Origin of the sequence: Paenimyroides marinum, from assembly GCF_900108395.1 — a bacterium.
Classification (GTDB): domain Bacteria; phylum Bacteroidota; class Bacteroidia; order Flavobacteriales; family Flavobacteriaceae; genus Flavobacterium; species Flavobacterium marinum.
Map to the genome: position 1 here is coordinate 13,110 of NZ_FNXE01000029.1, position 16,067 is coordinate 29,176.

Sequence of the window (16,067 nt, forward strand, 5' to 3'; positions counted from 1 at the left end):
ATGAAAAAATGTGCATTAGTTACCGGTGGTTCAAGAGGAATTGGAAAAGCAATTTGCATAAAACTGGCAAAAAATTTGCAGTACCACATTCTGATTAATTATCAATCAAATAAAGAAGCTGCTTTAGAAACCCAGAGAATGATTGAAAATCAAGGCGGTTCTGCAGAAATTCTGGCATTTAACGTAGCAGATTTAGAAGAAACGCAGCAGGTGTTGAATCAATGGAAAGAAGCTAATAACGAAGCAGTTGTTGATGTAATTGTGAACAATGCGGGTATCACGCGCGATGGTTTGTTTATGTGGATGCAGCCAAACGACTGGAAAAGTGTAATTGATACCAGTTTAAACGGATTTTACAACGTAACCAATTTCTTTATTCAGGATATGTTGCGTAACAAATACGGCAGAATCATCAATATGGTTTCGGTTTCCGGGGTAAAAGGCACACCCGGACAAACCAATTATTCTGCTGCAAAAGGAGCTTTGGTGGCGGCTACAAAAGCATTGGCACAAGAAGTTGCCAAACGAAAAGTTACCGTAAATGCAGTAGCCCCGGGGTTTATTAAAACCGATATGACGGCTGCTTTAGACGAAAGAGAATTAATAAAAATAATTCCTGCAAATCGGTTTGGAGAAGCCGAAGAAGTTGCCGATTTGGTAGCTTTTCTGGCATCAGATAAATCAGGTTATATTACAGGAGAAATTATCAATATAAACGGAGGAATTTATTCTTAAGGCTTGTATAATGTAGAAATGTATAACGTATTTTTGTTAAAATAGTAATTGAAATAGCAGTAAGAAGATTTTCAATAAAAAATTTCAAACACTAAATTATTTAGTATTGTATAACTTAAAACAATTCAATATACAATAATACAGCCTACATCATACAGGAATCAAAAAAAATATGAATAACAGAGTGGTCATAACCGGCATGGGAATTTATTCCTGTATTGGAACCAATTTAGAAGAAGTTAAACAATCGTTATACGAAGGAAAATCGGGAATTGTGTTTGATGAAGAACGCAAAGAATATGGTTTTCAGTCGGCATTAACAGGTAAAGTCCCCCTACCCGACTTAAAACCCTTTTTAAGTCGCAGGCAGCGTATTACCATTGGCGAAGAAACCGAATACGCGTACATTGCAACCATGGAAGCTTTGCAAAATGCCGGTATTGCGTTAGACGATTTTAACAAACGCGAAATTGGTCTGATTTATGGGAACGACAGCGTTTCTAAAGCCATAATTGAAGCAACTGATATTGTTCGCGAAAAAAAAGATACTGCTTTAATTGGTTCAGGTGCTATTTTTAAATCGATGAATTCTACAGTAACCATGAATTTATCGACTATTTTTAATATTCGCGGAATCAATATGACCATTAGTGCGGCTTGTGCCAGCGGATCCCACGCCATTGGTCTGGGATACATGATGATTAAAAACGGCTTGCAAGATTTGGTTATTTGCGGCGGTGCACAGGAAATCAACAAATACGGAATGGCAAGTTTTGACGGTTTAGGCGTTTTTTCACCTCGCGAAAACGAACCTGTAAAAGCATGCCGTCCGTTCGATGCACATCGTGACGGCCTGGTTCCAAGTGGCGGCGGTGCAACCGTAATTTTAGAAAGTTTAGAAAGTGCGTTGGCCCGTGGTGCAAACATTATTGCCGAAGTTGCCGGATACGGATTTTCATCAAACGGGGGACATATTTCCACTCCAAACGTAGACGGTCCCGCATCAGCCATGAGAAAAGCATTGCAACAAGCAGGTTTAAAAGCTCAAGATATTCAATACATCAACGCACACGCTACATCAACACCGGTGGGCGATGCCAACGAAGCACAGGCAATTAACGAAGTTTTCGGAGCAACCAAACCGTATGTTAGCTCAACCAAATCAATGACCGGTCACGAATGCTGGATGGCGGGTGCCAGCGAAATCATTTATTCAACCCTTATGATGAACGAAGGATTTATTGCACCAAACATCAATTTTGAAACACCAGACGAACATTCTGCAAAGCTGAATATTGCCACAAAAACAATAAATAAAGATTTTGACGTATATTTGTCAAATTCTTTCGGATTTGGTGGAACCAATTCGGCAGTAATCGTTAAAAAATATAAATAAATTTATAAAGACCTCAAAGGTTTTTAAAACCTGTGAGGTCTAAAAAATAATAACAACTATTCTCATAAATAAAAACATAATGAAGATTGAGGAGATCATCGAAAAAGTAAACGAAATTTTAGTTGAAGAATTCGAAGTTGATGCAGAGGTAATCGAAGCCAATAAAAATTTAAAGCAAACATTAGATTTAGATAGCTTGGATTATGTGGATTTGGTTGTAATTATCGAATCAAATTTTGGCGTGAAGTTAGTCGAAGCCGATTTTGTGGGCATGGTTACTTTCCAGGATTTCTATTCGATAATTCAACGTAAAATTGTGCTTAAAAATGCTTAAAAATGAGCCAATGGAATGGTAGATCTAAAGGGAACTTATTAGGCTATAAAATATTTGTATTTTTTATTAAAAAGCTGGGAATACGTGCTGCTTACAGCGCTCTGGTATTTGTAGCTTTTTATTATTTTGTGGCATATCCATCGTCTTTTAAGGCAATGTTTTACTATTTTCACAAAAGACAACAATTATCATGTTTTAAAGCGTTTTTTGCTGTTTATAAAAGTTATTTTGTCTTTGGGCAAACCATTATTGACAAAGTAGCCATTTCGGCTGGTTTACGTGATAAATTCACTTTTGATTTTGACGGGATCGATATTTTAAAACAGTTGTTAACAGAACAAAAAGGAGGCATTTTAATCAGTGCACACATTGGAAATTTTGAAATTGCCGAAAAGTTTTTTGCTGAAATCGATTTAAATGCACACATCCATATTGTTACGGTAGATCAGGAACGTTCGGTGATTAAAGAATATTTGGAAAGTGTATCAAAAAATCAATCAAACGTGCGGTTTATCTATGTTAAAGATGATCTATCACATATTTTTGAGATCAACGAGGCTCTTTCTAAAAATCATCTGATATGTTTTACCGGCGATCGGTATTTTGGTCATTCTAAGACAATGAAAGGTAAATTATTAGGAGAAGAAGCATTATTTCCGGCAGGAACTTTCATGCTGGCATCTCGTTTAAAAGCTCCGGTAGCCTTTGTATATGTAATGAAAGAGCCTAACCTGCATTATCATTTGTACACACGCCGTGCCCCAGAATTTAAACACCGCGATGCACAGTCAGTACTTAATGCTTACACAGAAAACGTATCAAAAATGCTGAAAAAATATCCATATCAGTGGTTTAATTATTTTGATTTTTGGAAGGATTAAAATCTATTTGATAATTATAAATATCGTCAGTTCGAGCGAAGTCGAGAACTTATGTTTTTGATACTTCTCGATACGTTGCTCTAATCGAAGTGACAAAACTCAAAAAAATGCAAATGAAGAATGTTTTAGTGATTTATTATTCACAATCGGGGCAGTTAAAAGAAATTGCAGATCAAATAAGTTTGCCTTTTCGCAAAGACGAGCAGGTAAAGGTTGATTTCTTACCGATTGAAATGCAGCGATCTTTTCCCTTTCCGTGGGATAATGATTCTTTTTTTGGTGCTTTTCCTGAAACATTTCAGCAAATTCCTTCAGAAATAATTCCACCAAACGAAGCTATTTTTCAAACCACTTACGATTTGGTTTTGTTTCACTATCAGGTATGGTATTTAACACCTTCTATTCCCATAAATTCCTTTCTAAAAAGCGAATATGCCAAAGTTCTTTTAAACAATGTTCCGGTAATTACCATTAGTGGAAGCCGGAATATGTGGGCATTTGCACAGGAAAAAATGAAGAAATTGTTAAATGATGTCAATGCACATTTGGTAGGTAATATTGCGTTAACCGACAGAAACATCAATTTAATCAGTGTACTGACGATTGTTGACTGGATGTTTCACGGAAAAAAAAGAAAAGCTTACGGTTTTTTACCGCTACCCGGTGTTTCAGATCAGGAAATTAAAGATTCTGAAAAATTCGGAGACATCATTTTACCCTTTTTAAAACAAAACAATTACAACAATTTACAGAAAACATTGGTTGCAAACGGTGCAGTAGAATTTCGCTGGTTTTTAATATCAATGGATAAAAAAGCCAATAAAATGTTTACTATCTGGTCAAAAATCATTCGTAAAAATCCACAAAAAAGATCCTTTTTACTCAAATGTTTTAAAGTGTATTTATTTTGTGCCATTTGGGGGTTATCGCCAATTGTTCATTTAATTGAGTTTATTTTGTATCCAATTCGTTATTTTAGCATTCGGAAACAGAAAGAATACTTTCAAGGAGTTTAAGCTATGTCAGCAAGAGTTTATATAAATAAGATAGAAAAATTTTTACCTAATGATCCGGTTTCAAACGATGAAATGGAACAGATTTTAGGTAAAATAAACAATAAAACCTCAAAATCCCGTCGTTTGATTTTACGCAATAACGGAATTCAAACACGCTATTACGCATTAGATCAACATCAAAAGGTAACCCATAACAATGCCGAATTAACGGCTTTGGCAATTAAAAAATTAACAGACATAGATTTTTCGTTAAATGATATAGAGGTTTTGTCTTGCGGAACTTCCACTCCCGACCTGCTCCTACCCTCTCACGCAGCAATGGTTCACGGATTGCTTAAAAATAAATCGGTCGATTTAAATTCAGCTTCGGGTGTGTGCTGTTCCGGCATGAATGCGTTAAAATATGGCTATCTTTCCGTTAAATCGGGCGATGCCAACAATGCGGTTTGTACGGGTTCTGAACGTGTTTCTACCTGGATGACAGCCAATAAATTTGAAGCGGAAATTGCCAATTTAGAAGCTTTGGAACAACAACCTATTCTGGCATTTAAAAAAGATTTTCTCCGCTGGATGCTGTCTGATGGTGCCGGTGCTATTTTATTGGAAAATCAACCAAAAGGCACATTGTCTCTTGAAATAAAATGGATGGAAAATTATTCGTTTGCCCACGAATTAGAAACCTGTATGTATGCCGGTGGCGATAAACTGGCAGACGGAACCATGAAACCCTGGAGCGAATACACGGTGGATCAATGGCAAAGTGAATCGGTTTTTTCGTTAAAGCAAGATGTTAAAATCTTAGATGAATTTATTCTGAAAAAAGGGGTTGAAAGCATGGGAGATGCTATGCAGAAACATCAGTTAAAACCTGAAGAAATTACGTATTTTTTGCCACATATTTCGTCTTTATTCTTCAAAGATAAATTGTACGACGAGTTTAAAAATGCCGGACTGGAAATTGCAAAAGAAAAATGGTTTTTAAACTTGCCAAAAGTGGGTAATGTGGGTGCGGCATCCATCTATCTGATGTTAGAAGAATTGTACCATTCAAAAAAATTAAAAAGCGGCGATACGGTCATGTTATCAGTTCCTGAAAGCGGTCGTTTTTCGTATGCTTACGCCTTTTTAAAAGTAGTTTAATGAAAACAGTAACCTTTCCCATAACATCGGAAGAAATCCTTTTAAAATGCATTCCGCAGCGCACGCCCATTGTTATGGTCGATTGTTTGTTATCGTACAATGAAGCGTTTGTTTCTGCCGGATTATTGATTAAAACAGAAAATATTTTTACAGAAAACGATACCTTGCAAGAACCCGGATTAATTGAGCACATGGCACAAACAGTGGCATTGCACACCGGTTTTGGATATTATCTTAAAAAAGAAACCGCCCCAACAGGCTATATTGGCAGTATTTCGGGATTAAAAATAAACCGTTTGCCAAAAATCAATGAACATATTACTACCGAAGCTACAATTTTACACGAATTTGCAGGTGTTACCTTAGTGAATATCGTTTCAAAAAGCAAGGATGAAATCATTGCATCGGGTCAGATGAAAACCGTAATCGCTAAACAATGAGTGAGAATAAAGTACAAATAGAAATTAAAAAGTATCTGCCCCATTTAAAACCAATGCTGATGGTTGATGCAATTGAACACATTTGTACCGAAGAAGTATTGACACATTTTCATGTTTCTGACGATTGTATTTTTGTAACAAACAACGAGTTGACTGAAACGGGATTAATTGAAAACGCGGCACAAACCTGCTCTGCCATTTCAGGACAACATTATTTTAATGAAGAACCTGCCGCCGATGTGCAGAACAATCCCAGTGTGATTGGGTTTATAAGTTCCATTAAAAAAATTACTGTTTATAAATTACCTGAAATCAATCAGTTAATTCAAACAAAAGCCCATTTAATTTCGCAGGTTCAAATGCCCGGATATTCTATTTGTACGTTAAAAGTAACAACATTTCATTCAGATACTTTATTTTTGGAAGGCGAAATGAACTTGTTTTTACAGAAAAGATAACAATGAAAAAAAATGAAGTGCCACAAGACGATAGTCCGCTTAAAAAGCACAAAAGCAACGAACTGGTATATGCCGTAGATGATGACGGAAAATTTGTATCGGTTCAAAGTTCGGGCTGGGAACCAAAAACAATCATTCAAAATCAAAATCTTGAAGTTTTAAACCAACGGGTGCAAGAAGCTTTAAATGATGTAACATCAGGAAAAATAAGCCCCATTGTTTATTATATGGAATTAAATCGAATGGATTGGCAAACGCTTGCCGCGTACATGGAACAATGGACGTTTTTTGTGAAACGCCACGCAAAACCATCGGTTTTCAATAAATTAAGTACCAGAAAACTTCAGAAATATGCCGATATTTTCGGAATATCTATAGACGAGTTAAGAAATTTTAAAGGATAAATGCAGTTAGATTTTAACCACCAACAATCGGCACACTGTGAAAACGGAGCTATTGTAAATTTATTAAACAACAAAGGTTTTAAAATAACCGAACCAATGGCATTTGGGTTGGGCTCGGGCTTGTTTTTTGTGTATTTGCCTTTTCTTAAAGTAAATCATGCGCCTGCGGTGTCTTATCGTCCGTTGCCCGGTGTTATTTTTAACCGCATGGCAAAACAGTTGGGCATAAAGGTAAAACGCTTTAAATTTTCCAATCCTGCCAAAGCACAGCAAAAACTCGACGAAAACCTTAAAAACAACATTCCCACGGGTTTGGTGGTGGGCGTGTATCATCTGAATTATTTTCCCGACGAATACCGTTTTCATTTCAATGCACACAATATTGTTGTTTTTGGTAAAGAAGAAAATCGTTATTTAATCAGTGATCCGGTGTTAGATTATACCGTTTCTTTAACCAAAGAAGAATTAGAAAAAGTGCGTTATGCAAAAGGAGCATTGGCACCCAAAGGACACCTCTACTACCCTATTGCCGTACCGCAAAATACCGATTTAACCAATGCCATCAAAAAAGCCATCAAAAAAACCTGTAACGATATGCTGGCACCTGTGCCCATTGTGGGTGTAAAAGGAATGCGTATGGTTGCCAAAGCCATTTTAAAATGGCATAAAAAACTGGGTGTTGCCAAGGCCAATTACAATTTGGTTAATTTGGTGCGTATGCAGGAAGAAATTGGTACGGGCGGTGGCGGATTTCGCTTTATTTACGCTGCGTTTTTGCAAGAAGCGGGCGAATATCTTAACAATGCACAATTGATGCAATTATCAAAAGAAATGGCACTTATAGGTGATAAATGGAGAGATTTTGCCGTAGAAGCTTCTCGGGTTTATAAAAAACGCAGCAATACAGAGAATGTGTATCAGGTACTTTCGAACCGATTAATGGAACTGGCCGATTTAGAGGAAGCCTTTTTTAAGAAATTAAAAAAAGCGGTGTAATGGCGGTAATGATCAACATACAAAATATCTCAAAGCAATATAAAGATTCTGATTCTCAATCGCTTGAAAATGTGGTGCTGCAAATTCCGCAACAATCTGTCTTTGGTTTGTTGGGACCAAACGGAGCCGGAAAAACCACGCTCATTTCTATTTTGTGTGGTATTTTAAAACCAACATCGGGTTCTTTTGAAATCGACGGCAGTTCATCGGTACAAAATCCATCTGAAATAAAGAATAAAATTGGTGTGGTTCCGCAAGAATACGCCCTCTATCCCACCCTGACTGCTTTTGAAAACCTGATGTATTTTGGCAGCTTGTACAATGTACCAAAAAAAGAATTAAAACTTAAAATAACCGACTATCTCACGCATTTGGGTTTAAGTAATTTTATGCACAAAAAAGTACAAACGTTTTCGGGCGGAATGAAACGCCGGGTTAATTTAATTGCCGGAATTTTGCATAACCCTAAAGTATTGTTTTTAGACGAACCCACTGTGGGCGTTGATGTACAATCGCGGGCAACCATTATTTCGTATCTGAAAGAATTGAATAAAAAGGGAACCACCATTGTGTACACTTCGCATTTAATGGCAGAAGCCGAAGATTTTTGCACCGATATTGCCATTATTGATCAAGGAAAGATTTTTATTCAGGGAACTCCAAAAGAACTGATTCAAAACACGCCCAATGCCCGTAAATTAGAAGAAGTTTTTATAGCATTAACCGGAAAAAACTTACGCGATGTGGTTTAAATTGTGGCAAAGCATCATAAAAGAATTAAAGTTATTGTTTCGCGATATTGGCGGATTGATCACTTTGTTTGTTATGCCCATTATTTTGGTGGTGGTGGTAACTTCTATTCAGGATAGTACCTATCAAAGCATCAGTGCATCAAAAATACCCGTTTTATGGGTAGATCACGATCAAGACAGTATTTCGTTCCGGGTGCAGGAAGAATTAGAACAATCGCAAAGTTTTATATTGATTAGCGAATTAGACAGCAAGCCGTTAACTGAAGAAGTTGCTAAAAAAGAGGTTTTTAAAGGCAATTATCAAATGGCTATTGTGCTGCCAAAAGATTTAACCGGCAGTTTAAATATCAAAGTACGGCAAAATGTAGATGGTATTTTAGACGAAATGGGAATGAGCACTACTTCATACGAGCCTGTTGAGGTGCCCGGTAAAGAAATCCGTATGTATTTTGATCCGGCAACCCAAACCGCTTTTAAAAATGGTATTAAAAACAATATCGATAAAATGGTTGCCCGGTTAGAGTCTGATGCGGTTTACAAAACATTTGAAGAACAATTAGGCGGATCGCGTACACAATCGTTTAACAATTCGTTCATCAGCTTTAAAGAAATTGTCCCGCGGGAAAAAAACAAAGACGTTTTGCCTAATTCGGCACAGCACAACGTACCTGCCTGGACGCTTTTTGCCATTTTTTTCATAATGGTTCCGCTTTCTATCAACATTGTAAAAGAAAAAAATCAGGGAACGTATCTGCGTTTGCTCAGCAGTCCCACATCAAATAGTATTTTATACGCGGGCAAAATAAGCACCTATCTCATCATTTGTCTGTTGCAGTTTTACGCCATATTAATCATTGCAGAAGTGGTTTTTCCGTACATGAAATTGCCCCAATTAGACCTTTCGGCAACTAAAATTGTTTTAATGTCGTTGTTAACATTAACTGCCGGTTTGGCGGCAATAAGTTTGGGAATTTTATTGGGGATTATAGCAAAAACCCAGGAACAGTCTGCCCCTTTCGGGGCCACATTTGTAGTGATACTGGCTGCTGTGGGTGGTGTTTGGATTCCTGTTTTTGCCATGTCTGAAACCATGCAGGTTTTGTCAAAAATATCACCTATGAACTGGGCATTAAACGGGTATTACGACATTGTCTTGCGAAATGGTTCGCTAATTGATATTATTCCTGAAATGTTATTGTTAACTTTGTTTTTTGTGGTATTTATTACCTTTGCGTTGATTTATGATAAAAAGAAAAGATCCATTTAAAACGAATAAAACCTTACAGCACACCGAACATTTTAAGGTAAAGTTTAACCAAACCGATGCATTGGGCATTGTTTGGCACGGAAACTATATCGATTATTTTGAGGATGGGAGGGAAGCGTTTGGCCGGCATTACGGCATTTCGTACAAAGACGTACAAAATAATGGTTTTGCCACACCTATTGTAAAAACGGAAAGTGAACATAAAAAGCCGTTGCGTTACGCAGATGATGCCTATATTGTAACCACGTTCATTGATTCGCCGGCAGCGAAACTACTATTTGAATTTGAAATTTTTAACGATAAAGACGAATTGGTCTGTTATGGGAAAACCACACAGGTTTTTACTGATTTTGATGGGAATTTAATCATCACGATGCCCGAATTTTTCGAGCAGTGGAAACGTAAAGTAGGTTTGTTGTAATGGCAGTTTATATTCACAGCAGCAATTGTATCAGTCCGTTAGGATTTACCACAAAAGACAATTTCCAGGCGTTGCTTTCGGGAAGATCAGCTATTGAAAAGATTTTTATTAATGATGCTATCGGAACGATTTATGCCGGAAAGATCAACAATCAGCTATTTGATGCACATTTTCAGTCAATAGATACATTGTTTTCAGGTGCCCGAATTGAAAAATTACTGATTGCTGCTTTGCATCCGTTGATAAATAAACATTGTATTAAAAACGATTCAGTACTGATTTTTTCAACCACAAAAGGAAATATTTCTGCTTTGGCAGAAAACCAGTTGAACGATGCCTTTATACCAACAACCATTCACAATATCAACACCTATTTTGGATTTAAAACCGAGCCTATTGTTATTTCAAATGCTTGCGTTTCGGGAGTTATGGCACTTTCTATTGCAAAAAGACTGATAGAAAGCGGTGCTTTTTCAAATGCCTTTGTGGTAGCTGCCGATGAGCTTACGCCATTTGTCATTTCCGGATTTCAATCGTTTCAGGCCATGAGTAATGAAGTTTGTAAACCTTATGACAAAAACCGAAACGGCATAAATTTAGGCGAAGCAGCAGCAGCGGTTTATGTGTCAGATACTTTTTCGGCAAATGCGATAACCATTGCCGGCGAAGCAAATAGCAACGATGCCAATCATATTTCGGGTCCGTCGCGTACCGGAGAAGGTTTGGTTTTAAGTATTGAAAAAGCATTGAAAGAAGCCCAAAAAACAACAACCGATATAGATTATATTTCTGCCCACGGTACCGCAACCTTGTACAACGATGAAATGGAAGCCATTGCGTTTAACCGCATGCAATTACAAAATGTTCCGTTAAACAGTTTAAAGGCTTATTACGGGCATACTTTGGGGGCGTCGGGCTTGCTTGAAAGCATTGTTGCCATTGAAAGTTTAAAAACCAATACGCTGGTTCCTTCTTTAGGATTTAAAGAGCAAGGAACCTCCCAATCTATAAACATCATTACAAAACAAGAACAAAAACCATTAAAAGCCATCTTAAAAACGGCATCGGGTTTTGGTGGTAGCAACTCGGCAATGGTATTCACTAAAAACAAATAAACAATGTATTCTGTAAGTAAATACATACATATAGAAAATGGTAGTATATTTGAAAACGGAAAACAAATCGTTGATTCAAACACAACTGATTTTTCAGAATTTATAAAACAGGTTTACAGGAATTTTGAACACATCTATCCAAAATTTTATAAAATGGACGATTTGTGCAAACTGGCATATATTGCATCAGAACTGGTTTTAAAAGATGAAACCGAAAAAGACATTGCACTGCTGTTTAGCAATAACGAAGGGAGTTTAGATACCGACTACAAGCATCAGCAAAGCATTCAAAACAACGATGCGTATTTTCCAAGTCCGGCGGTATTTGTCTATACATTGCCCAATATTGCTATAGGCGAAGTCAGTATCCGTCATCAGTTAAAGAGCGAAAGTGCTTTTTTCATTGCCAGTGAATACCAGACAGATTACATGCATCAATATACGGAACACCTGCTGCGAACAAACAAAGCAAAAAAAGTACTTTGCGGCTGGGTTCATTGTTTAAACGGTGCGTATAAAGCCTGTTTTTATTTGGTGGAAACCAACGGAATTTTAGAACATAATAATCAAAATATCAAACAGATAACAAAATAACTTTATAAAATGGAAGCTTTAAAAAAAGAATTGAAAGAACGTATCATTAATGTGTTGAATTTAGAAGATATTACTGTTGATGACATTCAGGATACCGATGCATTATTTGGAGATGGTTTGGGGTTAGATTCTATCGATGCTTTAGAATTAATCGTGTTGTTAGACAAAGAATACGGCATAAAATTAGCTGATCCAAAGCAAGGAAAAGAGATTTTTCAGTCTATTGAAACAATGGCACAATACATCGCTCAAAACAGAACAAAATTGTAATGCAAAACAGAGTTGCAATTACCGGAATGGGAATTATTTCTTCGATAGGAAACACGGTCGAAGAGAATTTTAACGCGCTGATTTCAAAAAAAGCCGGTATTTCAGATATCGAATTAATTACCACACGGCACACTAACGAAATTAAGGTAGGCGAAATAAAATTAACCAACGAACAATTGCAACAACTTCTAAATTTACCAGTTAACAACACCTTTACCCGAACCAGTATGTTGGGTGCGTATGCCGCAAAACAAGCAGTAAATAACGCTCAGATTACAGCTATTAACGAAGTGCGTACCGGATTGATTTCGTCAACCAGCGTGGGAGGGATGGACTTTACCGAAAAGCACTACAAACAATACGATCAATACCCTGAATATCAAAAGTATATTTTAAGTCACAATGCCGGCGATTCATCAAACAAAATAGCAGATTATCTGGGATTGAAGGGATTTGTATCAACCATTTCCACAGCGTGTTCATCGGCAGCCAATGCCATTATGTTAGGGGCAAGTATGATTGAAAACGGCTATTTAGACCGTGTTATTGTGGGCGGAACTGATTCATTGAGCAAATTTACCATTAACGGATTTAAAACGTTGATGATTTTATCAGATACTTATAACACGCCTTTTGATCAACACCGCAAAGGATTGAATTTAGGTGAAGCAGCAGCTTATCTGGTATTAGAGTCCGGTGAAGTTGTAAAACGGCAAAACAAGCACGTCTTAGCGTATGTTTGCGGTTACGGTAATGCCAATGATGCATACCATCAAACAGCTTCGTCAGAAAATGGGGAAGGAGCCTGTCTGGCAATGAAAAAAGCATTTGAAAAAGCCGGAATCCAACCCGGCGAAATTAATTACATCAACGCCCACGGAACGGCAACGCCCAACAACGATTTGTCAGAAGGAAGAGCTTTGCTGCGTATTTTTAACAGCGTACCTAAATTCAGCTCCACCAAAGCCTTTACAGGGCACACATTAGCCGCCGCGGCAGCAATTGAAGCCGTTTACAGCGTTTTGGCATTACAAAACAACATGGTTTTTCCAAATCTGAATTTCAAAACACCAATGGAAGAATTTCATCTGATCCCGGAAACCGAACCAGTAAAAACCGAAATCAATTACGTATTGTCTAATTCGTTTGGATTTGGTGGTAATTGTTCTACTTTAATCTTTGCTAAATCATGAAGAACTGTTACATCAACGGAATTGGAAGTGTAAGCATTCAAGCTACCGGATTCAGTATTTTTGACGCTGAGATCACAACGGTACAAAATGTCAATAAGGCACAGCAACCGTCGTATAAAGAATTGATTGCTCCTGCAATGAGCCGCCGTATGGCAAAAGGCGTAAAAATGAGTATCTATGCCGCCAATAAAGCTCTGTTTGAGGCAAAAATGGTCGATCCGCAGGCAATTATTGTTGGAACTGGATTGGGTTGCATTGAAGACTCTGAAAAATTTCTGGACGCTATTATTGAAAACGAAGAGCAGTTTTTAACGCCCACCGCTTTTATCCAATCCACGCACAATACCGTAGCTGCACAAATTGCATTGCTGTTGCAGTGTAAAGCTTATAACTTTACCTATGTAAACGGAGCTAATTCTTTTGAAAATGCCCTGTTTGATGCCTTTATGCAGTTAAAACATTTAGACAAGGAAAACATCCTAATTGGCGGTGTTGATGAAATTGCACCTTATACGTTCAGTATGTTTGAAATGGTTGGTAAGGTAAAAAGGGTAGGGGACAACATCAACTTTAAAAAACCTGAAACGAATGGCATTCCGCTGGCAGAAGGAGCAAATTTCTTTGCGTTATCTGTTAAAAAAACAGCAAATACGTATGCAGAAGTTGTTGATTTGTTGGTTTTTAACGATTTTAAAGATGATGAAACCTCTACGATCAAAGCGTTTTTAGAAAAAAACAATCTTTCCGTAAATACTATAGATGTGATTGTTTTAGGGGTCAATGCCGATGCTGTCCAACAACCGTTTTACCATAAAATTCAAGTCCTTTTTACCGAAACACCACAAGCGTATTACCAGCATATTTCAGGAAGCTACGATACCGCATCTGCTTTTGGCCTAAAAGTGGCAGCCGAAATAATCCGTAGTCAATCGTATCCTGAAAAGTTGAAATATAATGAGGCACAACCTGAAAAAATAGAAAATATACTGTTGGTTAATCAAAATAATCTAACCGATTTTAGTTTTGTATTATTATCAAAATGCTAAAACATTCGTACATAAAATGGATTTTTATTGTGTTGATTTTCGGCGGATTTGTTACATGGTTTTTTGACAAAATCCCTTTGTATGTATTGATTTCCGTTTTAATTTTTTGGTTGATACTAACGGTTTGGGCATCGTTTGATATGAGAATGAATTACTTTGTAAAAACACATTCGTCAAACACAAAAGTGAACCGAAATGTTATTGCCTTAACATTTGATGATGGACCCACAGAAATTACACCTGAGATTTTAAATCTTCTTGAAAAATTCAATCAAAAGGCAACGTTTTTCTGTATTGGAAAGCAAGTAGAAAAATATCCGGAAATAGCAAAACGCATGGTAAACGAGGGGCATACAATTGCCAATCACACATGGTCGCATACCAATAAAATGGGGTTTTTACCAGAAAAAGACGTTGTAAATGAAATCGTATCCAATCAAAAAACGATAAAAAAAGCAACCGGTAAAGAATGTCATTTATTCCGTCCACCTTTTGGAGTAACCAATCCAAACATTGCCAAAGCCTGTAACAAATTAAATCTACTGGTCATTGGTTGGAATATTCGCTCGTTAGATACCGTAATATCTTCAAAAACAAAGATTTTAAACAGAATCATTCCCCGTATAAAAAAAGGTTCTGTAATTTTGCTGCACGATACGTCGCAAAAAACCGCCGACGTATTGGAACAGTTGTTGATAGATTTAAAAGAAAAAGAATTTCAATCGGTTCCGGTTGACGAATTATTACAAATAAAAGCATATAAAGAATGAAATATTTTGCTTTAATGGTAGCATTACTGCTTGGATTGGCTTCTATGGCACAAACAAAAATGACACCTGCCGAAATAACCAGTTTTAAAAAAGAAGTTTTAATTCAGGCAGGAAAAACAACTTCTATTACCGCCGATTTTGAAGAAACCAAGCACGTAAGCGTGTTAAAAAACGCATCGACTTCAAGCGGGATTTTCCGTTTAAAAGGAGAAAAATTGTTGTGGCAATATAATTCTCCCAAAAAAAATGCGATGTTATTTAACAAGCAACAGTTGAAAATTAAAAACGATAAAGGAAAAATAACCACTATTGATTTAAACAAAAACAAACGGTTTAAACAATTGCAACAATTAATGGTGGGCAGCTACACCGGAAATTTGTTTGATGAAGAGTCGTTTACGATTACGTATTTTAAAAACGGAGCGGTAAAAACAGCTGTTTTAAAGCCGAAAAGTAAAGATATGAGCAAACACATAAAAGAAGTTACGCTGACGTTTAAAAACAACGAAAACACGGTTTCTGAAATCAAAATTGTAGAAATCTCTGACGATTATTCGGTAATTATCCTAAAAAATAAAAAACTAAACACTGCAATTAACGAAAGTGTTTTTGTATTATAAAAGAACGCCTTAAAAGATGTTTTTTATGTAATCTTTTAAGCTATAATTGCTGTAAATTTTCCATTAGAGTGATTATTTAGAAATTCCGTAAGCATCCATCTAAAAGATGCCTCATATCTCGGGATGACAAACGTAACGCTGAACATCAGGAACCTTAAACAATACGCATTGTACAAAACAAAATCGTCTTTCATAAAATTTAAAATAGTATTTTTGTTG

20 protein-coding genes are annotated in these 16,067 nt (G+C 36.7%); all 20 read left to right on the forward strand.

Features of this window, described 5'->3' with window-relative positions; translation table 11 throughout:
* The 20 genes from fabG to BLW20_RS10160 all read left to right on the forward strand — a co-directional run bounded on the left by fabG (position 1) and on the right by BLW20_RS10160 (position 15,848).
* Positions 1-735: a flexirubin biosynthesis SDR family reductase FlxB gene (gene fabG / locus BLW20_RS10065; protein WP_091100002.1), complete on the forward strand. Its 735-nt coding sequence runs from the start codon at positions 1-3 to the stop codon at positions 733-735.
* A gap of 172 nt (positions 736-907) precedes the next feature.
* Positions 908-2,131: a beta-ketoacyl-[acyl-carrier-protein] synthase family protein gene (locus BLW20_RS10070; protein ID WP_091100006.1), complete on the forward strand. Its 1,224-nt coding sequence runs from the start codon at positions 908-910 to the stop codon at positions 2,129-2,131.
* A 79-nt stretch (positions 2,132-2,210) separates the two neighbouring features.
* Entirely contained in the window at positions 2,211-2,465 is a 255-nt protein-coding gene (locus BLW20_RS10075) for an acyl carrier protein (protein ID WP_091100009.1), read from the forward strand.
* Positions 2,466-2,467: 2 nt separating this feature from the next.
* Complete coding sequence (locus BLW20_RS10080; protein WP_091100014.1) at positions 2,468-3,346, forward strand: LpxL/LpxP family acyltransferase; 879 nt, start codon at positions 2,468-2,470, stop codon at positions 3,344-3,346.
* A 113-nt stretch (positions 3,347-3,459) separates the two neighbouring features.
* Positions 3,460-4,362, forward strand: coding sequence for a hypothetical protein (locus BLW20_RS10085; protein ID WP_091100134.1), 903 nt, complete (start codon positions 3,460-3,462; stop codon positions 4,360-4,362).
* Positions 4,363-4,365: 3 nt separating this feature from the next.
* Positions 4,366-5,502, forward strand: a complete 1,137-nt coding sequence (locus BLW20_RS10090; RefSeq protein WP_091100018.1) for a dialkylresorcinol biosynthesis protein DarB — start codon at positions 4,366-4,368, stop codon at positions 5,500-5,502.
* Positions 5,502-5,942, forward strand: a complete 441-nt coding sequence (locus BLW20_RS10095; RefSeq protein WP_091100020.1) for a hotdog family protein — start codon at positions 5,502-5,504, stop codon at positions 5,940-5,942. Before BLW20_RS10090 ends, BLW20_RS10095 begins: the two co-directional genes overlap by 1 nt.
* A complete protein-coding gene (locus BLW20_RS10100; protein WP_091100023.1) occupies positions 5,939-6,400 on the forward strand; it encodes a hotdog family protein in 462 nt (153 codons plus the stop codon). The genes BLW20_RS10095 and BLW20_RS10100 overlap by 4 nt, the downstream gene beginning before the upstream one ends.
* A 2-nt stretch (positions 6,401-6,402) precedes the next feature.
* Positions 6,403-6,804: a flexirubin biosynthesis protein DarG gene (locus tag BLW20_RS10105; RefSeq protein ID WP_091100025.1), complete on the forward strand. Its 402-nt coding sequence runs from the start codon at positions 6,403-6,405 to the stop codon at positions 6,802-6,804.
* Positions 6,805-7,800, forward strand: a complete 996-nt coding sequence (locus tag BLW20_RS10110) for a BtrH-related acyltransferase DarH (RefSeq protein WP_091100029.1) — start codon at positions 6,805-6,807, stop codon at positions 7,798-7,800.
* A gap of 8 nt (positions 7,801-7,808) precedes the next feature.
* Complete coding sequence (locus BLW20_RS10115) at positions 7,809-8,552, forward strand: ABC transporter ATP-binding protein (RefSeq protein ID WP_177165071.1); 744 nt, start codon at positions 7,809-7,811, stop codon at positions 8,550-8,552.
* Positions 8,542-9,819, forward strand: a complete 1,278-nt coding sequence (locus tag BLW20_RS10120) for an ABC transporter permease (RefSeq protein WP_091100037.1) — start codon at positions 8,542-8,544, stop codon at positions 9,817-9,819. Before BLW20_RS10115 ends, BLW20_RS10120 begins: the two co-directional genes overlap by 11 nt.
* Positions 9,794-10,240 carry an acyl-CoA thioesterase gene (locus tag BLW20_RS10125; RefSeq protein WP_091100041.1) on the forward strand — a complete coding sequence of 149 codons (447 nt, stop codon included), beginning with the start codon at positions 9,794-9,796 and terminating at the stop codon, positions 10,238-10,240. The genes BLW20_RS10120 and BLW20_RS10125 overlap by 26 nt, the downstream gene beginning before the upstream one ends.
* Positions 10,240-11,355, forward strand: coding sequence for a beta-ketoacyl-[acyl-carrier-protein] synthase family protein (locus BLW20_RS10130; protein WP_091100046.1), 1,116 nt, complete (start codon positions 10,240-10,242; stop codon positions 11,353-11,355). Before BLW20_RS10125 ends, BLW20_RS10130 begins: the two co-directional genes overlap by 1 nt.
* Positions 11,356-11,358: 3 nt before the next feature.
* A complete protein-coding gene (locus tag BLW20_RS10135; RefSeq protein ID WP_091100049.1) occupies positions 11,359-11,949 on the forward strand; it encodes a hypothetical protein in 591 nt (196 codons plus the stop codon).
* A 9-nt stretch (positions 11,950-11,958) separates the two neighbouring features.
* Positions 11,959-12,219 carry a phosphopantetheine-binding protein gene (locus tag BLW20_RS10140; protein WP_091100053.1) on the forward strand — a complete coding sequence of 87 codons (261 nt, stop codon included), beginning with the start codon at positions 11,959-11,961 and terminating at the stop codon, positions 12,217-12,219.
* Positions 12,219-13,412, forward strand: coding sequence for a beta-ketoacyl-[acyl-carrier-protein] synthase family protein (locus tag BLW20_RS10145; RefSeq protein ID WP_091100057.1), 1,194 nt, complete (start codon positions 12,219-12,221; stop codon positions 13,410-13,412). The genes BLW20_RS10140 and BLW20_RS10145 overlap by 1 nt, the downstream gene beginning before the upstream one ends.
* Positions 13,409-14,458: a beta-ketoacyl synthase chain length factor gene (locus BLW20_RS10150; protein WP_091100061.1), complete on the forward strand. Its 1,050-nt coding sequence runs from the start codon at positions 13,409-13,411 to the stop codon at positions 14,456-14,458. Before BLW20_RS10145 ends, BLW20_RS10150 begins: the two co-directional genes overlap by 4 nt.
* On the forward strand, positions 14,452-15,228 hold the full coding sequence (locus tag BLW20_RS10155; protein ID WP_091100064.1) for a polysaccharide deacetylase family protein: 777 nt from the start codon (positions 14,452-14,454) through the stop codon (positions 15,226-15,228). Before BLW20_RS10150 ends, BLW20_RS10155 begins: the two co-directional genes overlap by 7 nt.
* Positions 15,225-15,848 carry a flexirubin biosynthesis/transport protein LolA2 gene (locus tag BLW20_RS10160; RefSeq protein ID WP_091100069.1) on the forward strand — a complete coding sequence of 208 codons (624 nt, stop codon included), beginning with the start codon at positions 15,225-15,227 and terminating at the stop codon, positions 15,846-15,848. Before BLW20_RS10155 ends, BLW20_RS10160 begins: the two co-directional genes overlap by 4 nt.
* The last annotated feature ends 219 nt before the right edge of the window (positions 15,849-16,067 follow it).